The following is an 18,638-nucleotide window of genomic DNA, read 5'->3' on the forward strand; positions in this document are numbered from 1 at the left end:
ATCACATTCACTTATTTGTTGAGATTCACCCGACAGATGCGATTATATCAAGTCGTGTAGGCGGTTAAAACCGCTCGTGTGGGCTTTCCACCTCGGTCTAAAGACGCGAGGCTACCAGCCCTACCGTGTTTCTCTTGTGTTTTTTGGGGGTAAGGGTCTCTACGTAATGGTGATGAAGAGGTCTCCCTCCTCAACGATCTCAACGCTGACTTAGGCGCTGCTTAACTGCCAACTGCCTTGAATTCCAGAATGGAACCGGCATCTGTCTTCACAAAAAACTTTGTGAATCGGGTTAGTAGTGCGTGAGCATTCTCTACTTTATTAAATTTTTATAAAATTTCCAAGTATTTTATAATTTTCCGTGATTATACGGAGTCTTTAGGGGCTTGACATTGAGGCCCACAGGACTGGATATAGCGTTTCTCATATCCATAAGGTACAGCCCTCACCCCAAACCCCCTTCGACCCTTCGACCCTTCGACCCTTCGACTGGCTCAGGGCTCAGGGCTCAGGGCTCAGGGCTCAGGGCTCAGGGCTCAGGGCTCAGGACGGGAGAGGCCTGTCCTGAGCCCTGAGCCCCGCCGAAGGGTCGAAGGGGGCTTTGAAAAGTACGCGAATGAGTCCGGGAACCGCTATATTTAAAAGAATTAATCTGTTTGCCTTGAACAATTATATTTCAGTCAGTGTAAGAAAAGCAAATATTTAATCTTTATTGGAACGATAAGTAATCATCAGAGGCTTCTCTCTGAAAATTTAGGCTCACTCGTGAATGGAGGGAAAGTTAAAGGGGGCAGTGGAGTAAACTGATTGATAGCAATTCAGGACTCAAATGCTAACTTAACCTAATTTCCCTAATCATCACTCCCTCCAAATCTTTCATTTACCCCCATATTTTATGAAAAAACCTACCTCGAACATAATTTTAGGACTTGACCTTGGCACGACAGGAAATCGAGCGATTTTATTTAATTACGAGGGTCAATTAATTTCCCAACATTATCAAGAATTAACGCAATTTTATCCGCAACCAGGTTGGGTAGAACATGATCCAGTCGCCATCTGGAACGATACCTACCATTGCATTAAACAGGTCTTGCAAAACCGGGGAATTTCGGGTTCTGAAATTGCCGCGATCGGTCTAACCGTCCAGCGAGAAACCTGTTTGTTGTGGGATAAAACCACAGGAAAACCCTTACATCCGGCAATTGTCTGGCTCGATCGCCGCACTGCTCCCCTCTGCCGTGAGTTGACCGAAAAGGGTCATGCTTCTGAAATTCAAAATCGCACGGGATTAGTTTTGGATGCCTATTTTTCTGCCACTAAACTCGCCTGGTTATTAAAATGGGTCAAAGACAATCGACCGGATATTCATCCGAACAATATTCTCGCCGGAACCATCGATACTTGGATACTTTGGAAACTAACCGGGTCCAAGGTTCATGCCACCGATCGCAGTAATGCCAGTCGCACTCTGTTGATGAATTTAGAAACCTTAAATTGGGACCCAATCCTCTTAAATTTATTCGGAATTCCCCCAGAAATCATGCCCGAAATTCGCGACAGTTTCGGCTATTTTGGCGAAACGGATCCAGATATCCTGGGGTTTTCTGTCCCGATCATGGCTATTTTAGGAGATCAGCAGGCGGCATTATTCGCCCACGGATGCGATCGCCCAGGTTTGGTTAAATGTACTTACGGAACTGGCTGTTTTTTGATTGCTCAAACGGGTCAGGAATTAGTGCGATCGCAGCATCAACTACTCTCTACCGTTGCCTGGACTAATGGCAATCAGGTTAATTATGCCTTAGAAGGAGCAATGTTTACCACGGGACGTGCTGTGCAGTGGTTGCGAGATGGATTAAATCTGATTAATTCCGCAGGAGAAACCGAGGCGATCGCCCGTTCAGTTCCTGATAGTAATGGGGTCTATTTCGTCCCCGCTTTGAGTGGACTCGGTGCACCCCATTGGGATATGAGTGCAAGGGGGGCATTTTTTGGACTCACCGCTGGAGTAACCCGTGCACATCTAGTTCGCGCTGTCTTAGAAGCGATCGCCTATCAAGTCAAAGAAGTCGTTGATGCCATCAATCAAGATAGTGACACCCCAGTGCAACGCTTAAAAGTCGATGGCGGTGCTTGCGAAAATGATTTTCTCATGCAATTTCAAGCCGATGTCCTGAACATTCCCCTCGAACGTCCTACAATCCTCAATGCTACCGTTCAAGGTGCCGCCTTTGCTGCTGGTTTAGCGGTGGGTTTCTGGACCGATTATCGCACCCTAGTTCAAACTCGCACCCTGGATCGATGCTTTGAACCTGGAGAGGGAACAATTACCACAGCCACTCATTTTGCTCAATGGCAAAAGGCTGTAAGTCGGGCTAAAAATTGGGTAGATTGAGAATAGGATTGATGGGGTAAGATAAGGAAATGAGGTTTATAGCAGTTACCGGACTCATGAGGTAAAGAGGCTATAAGGAGTGCGAGCATATTGCTCGCTATTATCAAGAGCGAGCAATATGCTCGCACTCCGACCCGTTTATTTCTATCATATTGCTGCGATCGCCGAAAACATGAATCTTATCAACACGCAGGTTTTTTCCCAAGTTCAGGAGTCCGTATCAAGGCATTCTGAACCCGGTTTGCCCTTGAGTGTGGCACCGATGATGGATCGGACCGATCGCCATTATCGCTACTTTATGCGCCTGATTACCAAGCGCACCTTACTCTATACGGAAATGATTACTACAGCAGCAATTATTCATGGCGATCGCCAAAAATTGCTGGGATTTTCCCCCGAAGAAAACCCCCTGTCACTGCAACTCGGTGGCGATGATCCCCAGGAATTGGCCGAATGTACTCGCATTGCTGAAGACTTCGGTTATGACGAGATTAATTTGAACGTGGGATGTCCCAGTAGTCGCGTTCAAAATGGTAACTTTGGGGCTTGTTTAATGGCGCAACCGGAACGAGTGGCGCGGGGAATAGAGGCGATGCAACGGGTGACAAAATTGCCGGTAACGGTGAAGCATCGCATCGGAATTGACGATTGCGATCGCTATGAAGATATGAGAGAATTTGTGAGGATTATCTCCGAATCTGGATGTCGTAGATTTACCGTACACGCTCGCAAAGCATGGCTTTCGGGGTTAAATCCCAAGGAAAATCGCACCATTCCCCCCCTGCGATATGAAGATGTTTATCAGTTAAAACAGGAGTTTCCTGAATTGTGGATTGAAATCAATGGTGGAATCACTACAATGGAACAAGTGCAAGAACATTTGCCGCAGGTTGATGCGGTGATGATTGGCAGGGCTGCTTATGATAATCCCTATTTATTTGCTAACTGCGATCGGGACATTTTTGGGGAAGAAATCCCCCCCCTTTCTCGGCAGCAAGTCGTCGAAGCGATGTTACCTTATATTGACCATTGGTTAACTCAAGATTCCAATTTGAATCAAATTAGCCGACATTTCCTGCAACTTTTCACGGGACAACCCGGAAGTCGGGCATGGAAACGACATATTAGCGAGAATGCTTATCTTCCCGGTGCCGGATCCGATGTGATTCGTGCTGCTTTAGCCAAAGTCCCGGAATAGCTAGGAATGAGAATCAAGGGAACGCCAAATCCTCAAGTCTGCATGACTCCCGTTTCCCTCAATAAAAAAAGAGGAGTGCGAGCATCTGGCTCGCTTTTTTTATGATAAACGGCAGGCAAGACGCGCTATACCCTCGTAGGGGTAGAACCGGGGAAAGGTAGGAAATGGCTTGAGGGTTTAGGTCCTCCAAATTTATCACAATTTGCGGTGATAAACCCTTACAATTTCTTGGCCGATTTTTTTAATTTTCTTGACTAATTCCGGCGGAGTGTGAATCTTTAGATTGCCATCAAATCCCACAATCCACCGCAAAAAAGTTACATCATTTAACGACCATTTTGGAACCTTGATTTGGAGGCGATTGGGAAACTCTGGGTCAGGGGAAGTAGGTAAGTAAAGGGGGGAAATTTTATCGTCTTCCTGAAGAAAAAAAGGTTCAGAAATGGTAAGATTATGGGTAGGTAAATGCTTGATTTCTTCTCGGATAAACCGAAAAGATTTATCCGTAAACCAGAGTTCCACTATTAACTCGACTTGCTTGCGGTTTTCGGGATTGGAACTGAGGAAACGGCTCTGTTGGGTGGTACTGGTTCCTAAAAATATGCCTGCACTTTCTTGGTAAAGGGTTTCTAATTGTCGTGCCGATTTTTCCTGATTTTCTGAACTGCGGGAGGTTTCCATTTCTTGATTTACCCGCAATCGGTCCAATCGTTCCAAGCGAAATAATCCCGGGTCTTTGCCGCCTTCGCATTCATAACCTAGATACCAGGAACCTCCATAAAATATAATTTTTAATGGCCAAGCTAAAAAGAAATGTTCGGTATTTTTTGATAAGTCTTTAAACCCGGGAATTCGTTTAATCTCTAGTAAGGTTCCCTGAGCGATCGCCGCCTCGATTCTAGGAATAAAGGGAAAATCTCGGGCATTATAATGGGCGATTTCCCGGATGGGATAAGCATCAGAACCGTGACCATTTAACTCCGTCAGTGCCATGCGGTCTTTTAACTGGTGAGAAATGGAGCGCGCGCGGGGGTCGGCGAGATAGCATTCCTGAGACTGTAGCAACCAATAGATTTGCTTTAATTCCGTGGGTGAAAAAATCGCTGTTCCTGCAAAATAACCGGGTTTCAAGGGCAATTCTGATAAAATTTTATAGGGTTTGAGGACGCGATCTATATCTTTTCGGAGGTGATTATCTCCGGTTTTAGAAATAATTCCTTGTTTCTGAAGTGCGATCGCCAATGCCTGAAAATTCGCGGGTCCCGGTTCGCGAAAAACGGGATGATGAATCAGAAAGTGAATGGTTGCCAGAACTCTTTTAAACGGTGCGATCGCCGAGTAAGGATGGGGGAAAACGGCCAAATTTTCCAGCGGTTCCACTTGAATGGGTGGAAAATTGCCAGTCCAAAATCCGCCAGTTCCAATTAGATGATTCTTTTCCAACCATTCGAGATCGGATGCCAAGGCAACAGAGTCAGCATAGAGTTCTCCTGCTAATTTTCCCATGATGGCGCTGACTTCTTCGATGGCGCTGGTGAATTTGGGGAGAGGGTCAAACAGGGTTTCTAAAACCGATGGCGCAGTGTTTTGCAAGTTGCCGATTCCCGGATAGCGCAAAATCAGGGAAATTAAGTGCATGAGGCGATCAAAATCCTGCAATTGGGAATACCGATGGTATCTGGGTTGAGAACAGGAGTATCTGGGTTCTCCCCCGAGGCGATCGCGCAGGCGTTGGATTTTTTGTTGGATATGTGCCTCCTGAAACCCTTGTTCTGGGTTGACTCGATACAATGCGGCAAATCCTTCTGCCAGCAGAGGAGGAAACTGATACAGCGATCGCGACATGGACTCAAGGACCCCCTCTGGCACCTGGCGACTGCGAGTTTGGTTCCATCGTTTGCAGGTTGCTAAAGGCGTCACGAACTGCCACCCCATCCAGAGGACTTCAAACTGCCGCAATTTCCACAGCAAACTCATCCGCCATCCCCGTTTGGCATTGGTGGCGTCATAGATTACGCTGTCTCCTACCGCGATCGCAGCTTGAATCTGAGCGATCGCCTCTTGTTCAATCGCTTCCCAGTTTCCCTGGATCCGTTCATCCCCATAGAGGGATTTGCGGATCCCATCCGTCGAAACGATCCGTCCCTCCGTTAGTTTTGTCAGCATTGTGGCAAAGCTAGATTTGCCACAACCAGGGATCCCAATCAAAAAGTGGCAGATTAGCGGCGGTTGCATAGTGGGGTCATGGAACTGATACTATTTTAGGGGCTAAATTTTAAACTTCGCTCCCTAGGATTGATAACATAATTACTGGACTTCTTTAACGTTAACCGTTTGATTTTTTCTTTGAGGGACCCAGGTTATCCCCTTTTTCCTCCTACTTTAAGGCATCCAATCTTAAATCGATTGACCTAAACTCGGCCACTTTTTGTTTCCCAGACCCGAATTATCCATAAATTTTCTGTAAAAATCCACATTAAAATGAGCCTAAACTGTAATTTTTTAACCTGATTTTTTGATTTCATGAGGTTTAATTTTATCTTAAAACTTACTAACTTAAATCGGTTTTTGCAGAACAAATTAAATTCTATTTCCAAAAATTAATCAGGTAAAATTATGACGATAAACGGGTGAAAGCGGGATGATATTAGAGCCTTGAGAACTGAGAACACCAACTGCTAAACAGGGCTTTCAGCCAAACCCAGAGATAAATTTTCTGGGTTTTAGCTGTAATCGGAATGAATTTAGCCGGTAAAATAACCGGGTAACTGTTAAGAACTCGTAAACGGTTTGTGTATGCCGACTCTCCCCCACTCTGTGAAACCATGACATCAGCGATCGCAGCGATCGCACTGGGAAGCAATCTGGGTGACTCTCCCAGGATTTTGGCAGCGGCGATCGCTCATTTAGATGCCACCCCAGGGATATCGGTACAGCAAACTTCCCGGTGGTATCAAACGGCACCGATAGGCCCTCCGCAACCTGATTATCTCAATGGCTGTGCTTTAGTGCAAGTCCAACTCACCCCCCACCAGTTATTGGCACGTTTATTAGAGATTGAAAACCTATTCGGACGGATACGCTGGGAACGGTGGGGACCTAGAACCCTGGACCTAGACTTACTCTTCTATGACAAGACAATTGTGGCAACACCCACCTTGGAAGTGCCACATCCTCGGATGAGAGAACGAGCATTTGTCCTAGTGCCTTTAGCCGAAATCGCCCCGGACTGGGTGGATCCAGTATCCGGCGAGGCGATCGGTCAACTTCTGCAACGAATAGACATCAGGGGGGTACAAACCCTGTACAATTGATAAATCTATTCCATGAATAGATGGGATCAGGAGTTAATTCCCATAAATCTGCCAGAGGGGAGATAGCAAAATCAAGCCTTTCCCGTCACAATAGGAAGCAGTAAAGTAAACGAGGTTTAACAATGTCACTAAAACTAAAAGTTCCATCAATGGTCTGTGAAAGCTGTGCTGAAAAGATAACAGGCGCGATTAAAACTGTTGATTCTGATGCTAAAGTTGATATAGATTTAAAAAACAAAACGGTGACCCTAGATTCCGCCGCTTCCGAATCATCCTTCAAACAAGCCATTACAGCAGTTGGTTTTGAGGTAAAGGAGGATTAACCTCATAATTACCCCAAATTAAGAAATTGGAATTTCCCCTAAAATCGGTGCGTTACAGCGGCAGCTAAACGCACCGCCCGGGTTGGATTAAGTCTGTTTAAGTTTCCGGGGAATTGTCTCGAATTCCTCTGTTTCATCGTTTATCTGCACATTCAGCGATCGCCGTTCTAAACAACTATGGTATTCGGTCAAGAACCTCCCATCCTGATCCAACATCGTCTCTCCTATTCCGGTCGAAAATTTGGCTTTGATGTCAACCGTTTACGCCTTCCCAATGGTGCTGAAGGGGAATGGGAATGCATTCGACACCCCGGCGGCGCACTCTGCATCCCCGTTACCGCCGATGGACGACTCGTTTTAGTTGAACAATATCGTTTTGCTGTCCAAGGACGATTATTAGAATTTCCAGCCGGAACCGTTGAACATGATGAAGAACCCATTCAAACTATCCAACGGGAAATAGAAGAAGAAACCGGATACCGTGCTCATCAATGGCAAAAATTAGGGCAGTTTTTCCTTGCACCGGGGTATTCTGATGAAGTCATTTATGCGTTTTTAGCCCAAGATTTAGAAAAATTGACCACGCCACAACAATTGGATGAGGATGAAGATATCCAAACCGTTTTAATGACACCTCACGATTTTGAACTGGCAATTTTAAATGGGGAAGTAGTCGATTCTAAATCAATTTCTAGCTTTTTTCTGGCACAGCGGATGTTGAATTTTTAGGGGAAAATATTAAAACAAGACAGGAAAATTCCCTGTCTCGTTCAGGGTTTAAAAGAGGAGAAAAATGCTCTTAATCATTCCCTGAGTGAACTGCTGCAAGATTGCATCGCGCCTTTACTGGAGATGTGGATACCGTCGCGGCGATCGCCCTTGCCGCTGCCTCCAATAGTCCAGAAATTACTCATGACCTTCCCCAAACCCTCATCGATACCTTAGAAAATCAGACCTACGGAAAAGATTATCTCATTGAATTAGACCAAAAATTAATGAGTTTAAAAGCAACTCAAATCAATAGTTAAAACACCGTATAAAAATCAGGAATAATCATGTCCGAATTGATTCTATTTTGGCATCGCCGCGATTTAAGAATAACCGATAATATCGGATTGGCTGCTGCCTTTGAGAAAAGCCGAAAAATCGTGGGAGTATTTTGCCTAGACCCTAATATTTTAAACGGCGCAGATATTGCACCCGCCCGGGTTAAATATCTGCTGGGTTGTTTGGCTGAACTTCAGGAAAACTATGCTAAAATTGGCAGTCAATTGTTCATCCTCTTTGATGAACCCAGACAGGCGATCGCCCGATTAGCCACTGCCTTATCAGCGCAATTTGTCTATTGGAATTTAGACGTAGAACCTTATTCCCAGGACCGAGATAAAGCAGTCCGAGAAGCCCTGAAAGAACAGGGAATTTCCGTTGAAACCTTTTGGGACCAACTTCTACATTTTCCCGGAGAAATTTGTAGTAATACCGGCAATCCCTACACCGTTTATACGCCCTTTTGGAAAAACTGGATTCGCCAAACCAAAGCCGAACCCCTGCCTAGCTTAGAAAAAGCCATATCCCTCACACAAGAAGAACAAGAACAGGCTAAAAATGTCGGTGTAGTCGCCTTACCTACCCTTAAGGATTTAGGATTAGTTTGGGACAATCCTCTGATGCTGGAACCGGGAGAAACTGCCGCGCGATCGCAACTCGCAGAATTTTGCGATCGCACCATTTACGACTACGACGAACAACGGAATTTCCCCGCCAATCCTGGAACATCTCTGTTAAGTGCCGCCCTCAAATTTGGAGTAATTGGCATTCGTACCGTCTGGAATGCCACCCTCCGCGCCTCTGAACAATGCCGTAGCGACGAAACCCGCAAAGGCGTCCAAACCTGGCAACAAGAACTCGCATGGCGCGAATTTTATCAACAAGCTCTCTATCATTTTCCCGCACTCGCAACAGGACCTTATCGAGACAATTGGAGAGACTTTCCCTGGGAGAATAACGAACAACTATTTCAAGCGTGGTGTGAAGGAAAAACGGGTTATCCCATCGTCGATGCTGCCATGCGCCAACTGAATGAAACCGGCTGGATGCACAACCGTTGTCGGATGATTGTCGCCAGTTTTCTCACCAAAGATTTGATTATAAATTGGCAGTGGGGAGAACAATATTTCATGCAAAAATTATATGATGGAGACCTCGCTGCAAACAATGGCGGCTGGCAATGGAGTGCCTCCAGTGGCATGGACCCCAAACCCCTACGAATTTTTAATCCAACAACCCAAACCCAGAAATTTGACCCCGAGGGAGACTACATTCGCGAGTGGGTATCCGAGTTGCGCTCAATCGAGACAGAAGCATTAATTTCGGGGAAAATTCTCCCACTGGAACGGAAATCCTGTGGATATCCTGCACCCATTGTCAATCACAATGAGCAGCAGCGTCGATTTAAAGCCTTATATCAACAACAAAAAGCCTTGATGGAAATGTAAAAGTTCAACGTCACGACTTCAGTCGTTTCTTAAGTTCGTAGTAACGACTGAAGTCGTTCAACCAAAATCCCTTACTGATAAAGGGATTGAATCCACTCCCATTCACGGGTTAATCCCTCTTTGAGAGGAACTTGCGCCTGATATCCAATGAGACGCTGTGCTTTAGAAACATCCGCACTGGTGTGACGTGCATCCCCGATCGCAGACTCGACATAGCTGCGACGAATGGGATGTCCAATCACCTCTTCAATGGTATCAATAACATGAGCTAGAGAGACCCGAGAACCGCCACCAATATTGAACACTTCCCCAGTAGCTTCTTTAGAGCTTGCTGAGGCTAAATTGGCAGCAACTGCATCACTAACATAAGTAAAATCTCGGGTTTGCTGTCCATCCCCATAAATGGCGATCGCCTCATCAATTAATGCCGCTTTAAAAAACTTATGAAACGCCATATCCGGACGCTGACGAGGACCATAAACGGTAAAATAACGCAACCCCACTACCGGCACCCCAAAGTTACGGTGATATAGCACACATAATTGTTCTGATGCCAGTTTGGTAATCCCATAAGGGGACACAGGTGCAGGACAAATTGCTTCACTTGTCGGCATGGTTTCTGCATTGCCATACACCGAGGAAGAGGAGGCAAAAACAAACCGCTGGAGTTGCTTGGCATCCTTCGCTGCCTCTAGCATGATTTGGGTGGCGTTGAGATTGCGTTCGGTGTAAGCGCGAAACCCATCTCCCCAACTGGCGCGGACCCCAGCTTGTGCCGCTTGATGATAGATGAAATCCACATCGGCAAGCAGCGATCGCCACTCTAACGACTGGATATCCGCTTCAATCAGTTGAAAGGCGGGATGGGTTGAAAATGAAGCAATATTCTGGCGTTTTAAGCGAGGGTCGTAGTAATCGTTGAATTGGTCAATGCCAATCACCCGTTCCCCGCGATCGAGCAGTGCTTCTGCTAAATGAGAACCAACAAAACCCCCAACACCAGTCACAATATTTGTCGTCATAAATTCACCGTAGGTACAGTTAAAGAGAAATTAATGGAAATCACCCGAAAGAATCTATCCCGTTCTAGCATAAAATCGATTGGGTCACCATTATGGCTGACTCAGAGATCAAGTTAAGTGCTAAACGAGGGAACAGTGAAGGTTTTAGTTGTGGGAAATGGGGGCCGCGAACACGCCCTTGCTTGGAAACTGTTGGAGTCTAAAACGGTTGAGGGGGTATTTTGTGTGCCGGGAAATGGAGGCACCGCAATTTTGGAAAACTGCCAAAATTTATCCTTGACAGCAACCGATTTTTATGGTATCAAAGAGGCGGTCAAAACCCATGAAATCGGGTTAGTCGTGATTGGTCCAGAAGTGCCATTAGCGATGGGATTGGCTGACTACTTACACCAGGAAAAAATCCCCGTATTTGGTCCTTCTCAATCGGGTGCTCAACTGGAAGCGAGCAAATCTTGGGCAAAAGCATTTATGAAAGATGTGGGCATTCCCACAGCGCGATCGCAGGCGTTCACCGATGAAGAAATCTCTCAGGCAGTGGCTTATGTGGAAGAACAGGGTGCGCCAATTGTGGTCAAAGCCGATGGATTAGCTGCTGGGAAAGGGGTGACAGTGGCGGCAACGGTGGAAGAAGCCAAAGCGGCGATCGCCGAATCCTTTGGGGGCAAATTTGGCCTATCCGGTGAATGCATCGTGATTGAAGAATGCTTGATTGGTCAAGAAGCCTCCGTATTAGCCATTACCGATGGATTAACCGTGCGTCCCTTGCTTCCGGCCCAGGATCATAAAGCCGTGGGAGAGGGGGATACGGGGCCGAATACGGGCGGCATGGGAGTCTATGCACCAGCCCCCTTGGTCACCCCGGAGATGATGGAACGGGTGCAGAGGGAGGTATTGGAACCGGCGATCGCCAGTTTGCGCGATCGCCACATCCACTATCGCGGCGTCCTCTATGCCGGACTGATGATTTCCCCCGCAGGTGACATCAAAGTGCTGGAATTTAACTGCCGCTTTGGGGACCCCGAAACCCAGGCCATTTTGCCCCTCTTAGAAACCCCCCTCGACGAAATTCTCCTCGCCTGCGTCAACCAAACCCTAGCAGAACTCCCTCCCCTGCGCTGGAAAAATGGAGCCTCCGCCTGTGTCGTCATGGCTGCCGGAGGATATCCGGGAGACTATAAAACCGGGAATGTAATTAGCGGATTAGAGCAAGCGGAGGCGATCGGGGCAGTCACCTTCCATGCCGGAACCAAACTCCAAAACGGACAAGTGCTCACCAACGGAGGACGAGTCCTCGGCGTCACCGCCACAGGCACAGACTTTGACGATGCCTTTGCCAGGGCCTATCAAGCCGTTGAACAAATCCACTTCGACGGGTCCTACTATCGCCGGGACATCGGCCATCGCGTCCGGTCCCAAATTGCTTAAATTTCAGGCGTAGCATTGCCTTCCTCTACGTTTGTTAATGCGACATCCGTAGAGGAAGGTACTGTTTATTAGAAAGTCTTTGGTTGTGCTAGTATAAATATTAAGGGAATCACGAACCAAATTTTTGCTTCTAATTTCCAAAAGCCTATCTGAGGGGATGGAATTCGTTGAGGAGTAATTTATGTTAAATAGTTTAAACATCAAAAACTTGACGGTTTTTCCAGAGAGCAATCTTGATTTTTCCAAACAACTTAATGTCATCATTGGTGAGAATGGAACTGGAAAAACCCATCTTCTCAAAATAATTTATTCTGCACTGGCTACCAGTTGGGAAGAAGGAAGAAAACCCTCTCATACTACACCGACCAAGACTTTGATGCAAAGCCGTTTAGCAGAAAAGCTCGTCAATGTTTTTCGGCCCGAATCTTTGGGACGGCTGGCTAGGCGCAAACAAGGGCGGGAGAGATGCGATATCCAACTGATTTTTGAAAATCCTCAGTTCGATTTTGCCTTTAGTTTTTCCACCAATAGTAAAACAGAAGTCTTACTAGAAAAGGTTCCCGAATCTTGGCTAGACATCGCATCAGTTTATCTCCCAACCCGTGATTTGTTAACAATTTTTCCAAATTTTGTCTCCCTGTATGAAGGTCATTATCTAGAATTTGAAGAAACTTGGCGAGACACTTGCCTACTTCTTGGCGCTCCTTTACAACGGGGCCCCAAGGAGAAAAGAATTCAAGACTTGTTAGCACCCCTTGAGTCAGCAATGGGAGGGGCAATCATCCTCGATAAAAATGGCCGTTTTTATTTAACCAGTGAAAGGGGTAGATTCGAGATGCCACTGGTGGCTGAAGGCCAGCGCAAATTAGCCATGTTAGCCCGTTTAATCGCAACTGGGGTGTTATTAGACCGAGGATTTTTATTTTGGGATGAGCCAGAAGCGAATCTTAATCCGCTGTTGATTAAACAGGTCGCTCGGAGCATTATCAGTTTGAGTCAAGCCGGGATTCAAGTCTTTATAGCCACTCATAACTTATTTTTGCTGCGTGAGCTAGAAATTCTCATAACTGACGAGAAAAATGCTCCATTCTCTGCACGATTCTTTGGTTTACACTTTTCAGGTGACAGCGTTTTAGTTAGACAAGGGGATGCCATTGATGAGATTGGAGAGATTACTACCCTGGATGAAGAGCTTGCCCAATCTGATCGGTTTATTCAAAGCGGAATTTCAGGATGATGGACATCCAGGTTGATAGTTTAACCTTTAGTTTTCCCGACTCTTGGGAAGTGAGCAAGTACGATGAATGGACGTTTTATCGGAATCAGTTCTCTAGGATGTGGTCTATAGCAGATCCTTTATCAGTTGTGGAATGCCCTCACCCCCAACCCCTCTCCCAAAGGGGGAGAGGGGAGCAAGAGAGGGCATAAATCATTTAGGACTGCTATATTTCCCCGTGCGATTGACCCTTCAAAGGTTCAGCTAAAACTCAGAACTCTAATCAAGCCGATTGATCCGCACCCAAAGGTGGTCGAGTCTACTCAGATGCAAGGTTTACCCTGGATAGTAAAATGATGCGGCACATCATCAGATTTTTATTGCGGATTAAGAATGAAAATTTAGTTATGGCTTTTGAATAATTTCCCCCTTTTTTAAACCTCTATTAAGATGCAATTATCCTAAAGGTTCAAGGGTTATGATTTGGCGGGAATGGGTCGAGTGGCAAGGGCGGCGATCGCCACTCCGATGAGCAAGACGATCGCCCCGCCGATGACCCCCATTCCGGGCAGTTCTCCAAAGATAAAATAGCCTAAAATACTCGCACCCACAGGTTCAAATAGGATAACTAAGGTGACCAAAGTTGGGGAAATCCAACGCAATGCCCAGTTAAAGCTCGTATGTCCAATTAGTTGGGGTCCGATCGCCATCAACAAAACATACCCATAAACCGATGGGGGATACCCCACATAACTTGTCCCCCATAACAGCGGTAATGGCAACAGAACTAGGGCCGCACTACTATAGGCGATCGCCGCATAACTGCCAATTCCCATTCCCCGACGTTGTGCCTCTCTTCCTAATAATAAATATCCGCTAATTGCCCAGGAACCAATCAAAGCTAAACTATTTCCCAGCAGTGGATGACTGGCGATCGCACTCGATTCTGTACCCCCCAAACCGATTGCTAATCCCCCAATTAATGCTAGGGTAATTCCCACTAAAGTCTGAGGTTTTGGCTTTTCTCCAAACCTTAAGGAAAACATGGCAATCCACACGGGATTGGTCGTGACAATTGCCGTAGACGCAGCAATCGAAGTATAGGATAAGGACGTAATCCAAGTGGCAAAATGAAGGGCAAGAAATCCCCCGGCAACCCCAGCATAAATAACTGCCCCAGATTGTAGGGGTTGCGGTTTGATGTTTCTCCAGGCTGGTAGCAGTAGCAGGGCCGCTAAACTCAACCGAGAGGCCGCTAAAATCAGGCTAAATCCCACCCCTTGCACTCCTGCCGCCTGAAATGCCAATCGGATTAAAATCGCCCCAGTAGATAGAGCGAAAATACCTACTCCTAAAATTAAAGCAATGGTCCAGGGGTCCGGTTTCATTCTTCACTTCCTGTACTGGCAAGACTTCCGGAAATTGAACAGATGGAACCCAATCCGTAGGCGGGCAGCCAATAAATTGCTCCTTGTACGGATAGCGGGAATCGGCCAGTCCGGACGGGGTTGTATTTATCATCACCTCAACCGTTAACATGGCCCTCTATATCCGGGGATATACTTAAGTCACACTACAATCCCTTAATCTAACTAAAGATAGATATAAAAGTCTTTTATAAGTGATATAAGTTAAAGTATGATTTTGCCCGTTGCTACTCATATTAAAGATAAAAAGCAAAAAGCAAGGGCAAATATCAAAATTAAGCACTAATCCACTTAACATTTTTGAATCTTAACAATGAGATTAAATTCAAGCCTGGAAGAACAAGTTAAAACCGACGATACGTTTCAACATATTTTGTGTTTCCATAGTAATTCGACCCCTTATCTTCAAATTATCAAACTGATTAATTCACAAGATTTTGAATTAGAACGGGTTCTATTTCCTCAAGAACGGTTGATGTTTACCGCTGTTCCCGAGGCTCAATTAGAAATTACAACGGGTCAAAATGGCTTGAACGGGAGGCCAGAACGCATTGCTTGCGATCGCTTGCAGGTTCATGTATCCGAATCTTGTTCTTATAGTGAATCCCTAGCCTCTTAAAAAATTGGGTTAGACCCAGTACGATGAGAGAATCCGTACTGTTCTCCCCACCCCTGAGCCTTTGCCGAAAAAGTTGGCAAAGGCTAATTTATTGACGAATGGAAAGGCCGTTTAAACCCGCTTTAACTTGAAGAAGAAAAAAGGCACTTTTGCAGGCCAGTTTTACCCGGTGGATGGTCGCTTAAGCCATCACCATTCCCCCATCGACATTCATCGTTTGCCCGGTGATGTAAGCAGCAGCCGGGTCCGCTGCGAGGAACCGAACTAAACCCGCCACTTCTTCAGGTTTTCCATAACGACCGAGGGGAATAAATTTGAGGATTTCTTCCCCACCTTTGAGGTCTTTTGTCATATCGGTGGCGATGAATCCGGGGGCAACTGCATTGACCGTAATCCCCCGAGAAGCGAGTTCTTTGGCAACAGTTTTAGTAAAGCCAATCACCCCGGCTTTTGCTGCACTGTAGTTGGCTTGGCCGGGGTTACCCATTTGACCGGCAACGGAAGCAATATTAATAATCCGACCGGATTTTTGTTTGAGCATGAGTTTGCTGACTGCCCGAGTACAGAGAAAAACTCCGGTGAGATTAGTGTCAATTACCGCTTGCCAATCTTCCGGTTTCATTCTTAACAAGAGGGTGTCGCGAGTAATTCCGGCATTATTGACTAAAATATCGATGCGTCCCCATTGGTCCGTCACGGCTTTAATCAGGGCATCGACGGAATCAGCTTTGCTAATATCGGCTTGGAGGGCCGTCGCCTGACCACCGGCGGCGATAATTTCCTCAACCAGTTGATCGGCGGCGGTACTATTACTGGCATAGTTAACGGCAATTTTAGCTCCTTCGGCGGCGAGGGCGAGGGCGATCGCCCGACCAATTCCCCGCGAAGCACCCGTCACCACTGCTACGCGATCGCCCAATCGTTGCACCTGTTCGGGTAATGCTTCCATAGAGAGTATCCTTATTTTCACTGCATTTTGAACTCAACCATCTTACCTGGTTAGGGGCAGCAACAAGTCGGCGAGTTTGGCTTTTTCACATCGGGTTTAATCGGTCCGGGTGAATGGGGTAAAGTGAAAAAACAATAAGTTTGTAAGACCCATTTTTATGAAACAGATCCTTCATCGAATCACCCCCTGGAAAGCCGGATTCACCGGAATCCTTTTATCTATCGCGGCGATCGCCTTAGCAACCCTGGTGGCAGTGGCACCGGCTGCGGCAACCGGGGTCTATCAAATGCCGATTCTCCATGCGGGCGATCGCACCTGGACCATTGATGATGCTGAAGTCCTCAGTCGCCTCACTGAAGGCAATCTCAGCAAAGCCCTCAATGCACTGCAAAAAGACACCGGCAACGAAGTTCGTCTCGTCACCATTCGCCGCCTAGACTACGGCGAAACCATTGACAGTTTTACCGAAAAACTCTTTGAAAAATGGTTTCCCACCCCAGAAGAAGAGGCGCATCAAACCTTGCTGGTGGTCGATACCCTCACGAATAATTCCGCCATCCGGACTGGAGATGACCTCAAATCTCTCTTAACCGCTGAAATTTCCGAAAGTGTGGCCCAAGAAACCCTGCAAGTCCCCTTACGAGAGGGGGATAAATATAATCAAGCCTTAACCGATGCCAGCGATCGCATGATTGCCGTCCTTTCTGGTCAACCGGACCCCGGTCCCCCGATTGTCGATACCAGCTTGAACATCGAACGCACCTTTGCCACCGCAGAAGAAACCGATACCGGCAATGCCACGATGGTGGTGATCGTCCTGTTAGTCCTGGCGACGGTTATCCCAATGGCAACCTATTATTTCTATCAAGGAGGCTTTTTACAGTAACTGACCGCACCAATTTTGACTCGGGATTCGCCTTGGGGATGAGTGCATTGAGCCAAAATGCGCTCATCCCCAACCGTTGTTTCAAACTCTTGACTGGCGTTGGGACAAATCTAGGGCAAAAACCCGGTTGATTATCCCTGGCAACACTGTTCCCTTCCCCTAGTCCTGAACATACTCCTCCCCACTCACCAGGGCCATCTGAGCGCGCATGAATTCTCGTCCGAGATAGGCGGCGTGATCCAGTATCGTCACCGAACAAGGGTCCGTTTCCTCAAAAATTTTCACGCAGAGTTCCTTCGCCGTACTCCCAGAAAATAACGTTTCGTGGGTGCGTTGGACCTTTCCTCTGGCGGGTATGGGTTTTCCTGTTTCCGGGTCAACGGCTAAACCCCGATCATCAATCACATTGGTATAATGCTTGGCGCAAATTAATTCGGCCTCGCGATCGAGGTAAATGATGAAATAACCTCCAGGGTCGAGAGCAAGCTCACGTTTAGAGAGTTCGTCATCAATGTCACAAATCTTGGATGAGAGTGAATTCATAATTAATTCAGCGACTTTTATCTTCTAGGTTATCGAAAATAGCGCGATCGCCATGATCCAAATTATCTTTCATTGTCGGTCTAAAGACTGACTAGCTAATGCTTCAGGGTGCCAGCTACTATTGAGAATGTGGCGAATCTACCTCAACCCTATACACTTGAGGCAGTCGTTTCGTTAAAAATCTGCTTATGCGTATTGCATTTCTCAATCCCCAGGGTAACTTCGATCCAAAAGATACTCACCTGACTGAACATCCGGATTTCGGGGGCCAGTTAGTTTATGTGAAACAGGTGGCGATCGCGATCGCCCATCAAGGTCACAAAGTTGATATTATCACCCGCCAGATTATTGATTCTGACTGGCCCGAGTTTGCCGAACCGTTCGATTCCTATCCTGGGGTGGAAAATGTCCGAATTATCCGCTTTCGGGCTGGCCCAAAAGCATTTATCAGGAAAGAACTACTCTGGCCTCATCTGGTCAAAGAATGGGTTCCCAATATTCTGCAATTCTATCGACAAGAAGGCGCATTCCCCGATATATTTACCACGCACTATGGGGATGGGGGTCTCGCCGGTGTCTTGATTGAAGCCGCCACGGGTATCCCGTTCACTTTTACAGGTCATTCCCTCGGCGCTCAAAAAATAGACAAACTGGAACTGACGCCGCAAAATATGGAAAGCATGGACAGGCATTTTCATTTTACTCGGCGTTTGGTGGCGGAACGTTTGAGTATGAATCGGTCAGCGGTTAATATTACCAGTACGCAAACCGAACGCTTTGAGCAATATGGTCATCGGGTTTATCAGGATGCGGTGGATGTGAA

Annotated in this window: 17 protein-coding genes; 12 read left to right on the forward strand and 5 right to left on the reverse strand. The window is 46.6% G+C overall.

Translation table 11 applies throughout. The features are described from left to right. Positions 1-895: 895 nt before the first annotated feature. Both glpK and dusA read left to right on the forward strand, forming a co-directional pair. On the forward strand, positions 896-2,398 hold the full coding sequence (gene glpK / locus J0895_RS20860; protein WP_207089918.1) for a glycerol kinase GlpK: 1,503 nt from the start codon (positions 896-898) through the stop codon (positions 2,396-2,398). A 118-nt stretch (positions 2,399-2,516) separates the two neighbouring features. After that, a complete protein-coding gene (gene dusA, locus J0895_RS20865) occupies positions 2,517-3,596 on the forward strand; it encodes a tRNA dihydrouridine(20/20a) synthase DusA (RefSeq protein WP_340643562.1) in 1,080 nt (359 codons plus the stop codon). A gap of 195 nt (positions 3,597-3,791) precedes the next feature. Here dusA and J0895_RS20870 read toward each other — a convergent pair whose 3' ends face one another. Then, positions 3,792-5,831: a WYL domain-containing protein gene (locus J0895_RS20870; RefSeq protein WP_207089919.1), complete on the reverse strand. Its 2,040-nt coding sequence runs from the start codon at positions 5,829-5,831 to the stop codon at positions 3,792-3,794. Between the two features lie 590 nt (positions 5,832-6,421). Here J0895_RS20870 and folK point away from each other — a divergent pair. The 5 genes from folK (at position 6,422) to J0895_RS20895 (ending at position 9,728) form a co-directional block, all read left to right on the forward strand. Continuing rightward, positions 6,422-6,910: a 2-amino-4-hydroxy-6-hydroxymethyldihydropteridine diphosphokinase gene (gene folK / locus J0895_RS20875; protein WP_207089934.1), complete on the forward strand. Its 489-nt coding sequence runs from the start codon at positions 6,422-6,424 to the stop codon at positions 6,908-6,910. A 122-nt stretch (positions 6,911-7,032) separates the two neighbouring features. Continuing rightward, entirely contained in the window at positions 7,033-7,233 is a 201-nt protein-coding gene (locus tag J0895_RS20880) for a heavy-metal-associated domain-containing protein (RefSeq protein ID WP_207089920.1), read from the forward strand. A 177-nt stretch (positions 7,234-7,410) separates the two neighbouring features. Then, on the forward strand, positions 7,411-7,962 hold the full coding sequence (locus J0895_RS20885) for an NUDIX hydrolase (protein ID WP_207089921.1): 552 nt from the start codon (positions 7,411-7,413) through the stop codon (positions 7,960-7,962). Between the two features lie 101 nt (positions 7,963-8,063). After that, positions 8,064-8,261 carry a hypothetical protein gene (locus J0895_RS20890; RefSeq protein ID WP_207089922.1) on the forward strand — a complete coding sequence of 66 codons (198 nt, stop codon included), beginning with the start codon at positions 8,064-8,066 and terminating at the stop codon, positions 8,259-8,261. A gap of 27 nt (positions 8,262-8,288) precedes the next feature. Next, positions 8,289-9,728: an FAD-binding domain-containing protein gene (locus J0895_RS20895; protein WP_207089923.1), complete on the forward strand. Its 1,440-nt coding sequence runs from the start codon at positions 8,289-8,291 to the stop codon at positions 9,726-9,728. Positions 9,729-9,799: 71 nt separating this feature from the next. Here J0895_RS20895 and J0895_RS20900 read toward each other — a convergent pair whose 3' ends face one another. Further along, on the reverse strand, positions 9,800-10,750 hold the full coding sequence (locus J0895_RS20900; protein WP_207089924.1) for an NAD-dependent epimerase/dehydratase family protein: 951 nt from the start codon (positions 10,748-10,750) through the stop codon (positions 9,800-9,802). Between the two features lie 135 nt (positions 10,751-10,885). Here J0895_RS20900 and purD point away from each other — a divergent pair, with 135 nt between their 5' ends. Next, positions 10,886-12,175 (forward strand): phosphoribosylamine--glycine ligase, encoded by a 1,290-nt coding sequence (gene purD / locus J0895_RS20905; protein ID WP_207089925.1) that lies wholly within the window; start codon positions 10,886-10,888, stop codon positions 12,173-12,175. A 181-nt stretch (positions 12,176-12,356) separates the two neighbouring features. Then, positions 12,357-13,412 (forward strand): AAA family ATPase, encoded by a 1,056-nt coding sequence (locus J0895_RS20910; RefSeq protein ID WP_207089926.1) that lies wholly within the window; start codon positions 12,357-12,359, stop codon positions 13,410-13,412. A 455-nt stretch (positions 13,413-13,867) separates the two neighbouring features. On the opposite strand, the gene J0895_RS20915 is transcribed toward J0895_RS20910, so the two are convergent. After that, positions 13,868-14,779, reverse strand: coding sequence for a DMT family transporter (locus J0895_RS20915; RefSeq protein ID WP_207089927.1), 912 nt, complete (start codon positions 14,777-14,779; stop codon positions 13,868-13,870). A 352-nt stretch (positions 14,780-15,131) separates the two neighbouring features. Here J0895_RS20915 and J0895_RS20920 point away from each other — a divergent pair, with 352 nt between their 5' ends. Continuing rightward, positions 15,132-15,437, forward strand: coding sequence for a DUF1830 domain-containing protein (locus tag J0895_RS20920; RefSeq protein ID WP_207089928.1), 306 nt, complete (start codon positions 15,132-15,134; stop codon positions 15,435-15,437). A 181-nt stretch (positions 15,438-15,618) separates the two neighbouring features. Here J0895_RS20920 and fabG read toward each other — a convergent pair whose 3' ends face one another. Further along, the gene (gene fabG / locus J0895_RS20925) at positions 15,619-16,386 is read right to left on the reverse strand and encodes a 3-oxoacyl-[acyl-carrier-protein] reductase (RefSeq protein ID WP_207089929.1); all 768 of its coding nucleotides are present in this window, start codon (positions 16,384-16,386) and stop codon (positions 15,619-15,621) included. A 157-nt stretch (positions 16,387-16,543) separates the two neighbouring features. On the opposite strand from fabG, the gene psb32 reads away from it, so the two are divergent. Continuing rightward, positions 16,544-17,272: a photosystem II repair protein Psb32 gene (gene psb32 / locus J0895_RS20930; RefSeq protein ID WP_207089930.1), complete on the forward strand. Its 729-nt coding sequence runs from the start codon at positions 16,544-16,546 to the stop codon at positions 17,270-17,272. A gap of 159 nt (positions 17,273-17,431) precedes the next feature. On the opposite strand, the gene J0895_RS20935 is transcribed toward psb32, so the two are convergent. Then, positions 17,432-17,815 (reverse strand): DUF4346 domain-containing protein, encoded by a 384-nt coding sequence (locus J0895_RS20935; RefSeq protein ID WP_207089931.1) that lies wholly within the window; start codon positions 17,813-17,815, stop codon positions 17,432-17,434. 188 nt (positions 17,816-18,003) lie between these two features. Here J0895_RS20935 and J0895_RS20940 point away from each other — a divergent pair. Continuing rightward, the coding region (locus J0895_RS20940; protein WP_207089932.1) for a glycosyltransferase at positions 18,004-18,638 on the forward strand (635 nt) is incomplete at its 3' end.

Origin of the sequence: Phormidium pseudopriestleyi FRX01 (assembly GCF_017313335.1) — a bacterium.
GTDB classification, from domain to species: Bacteria; Cyanobacteriota; Cyanobacteriia; order Cyanobacteriales; family Laspinemataceae; genus Laspinema; species Laspinema pseudopriestleyi.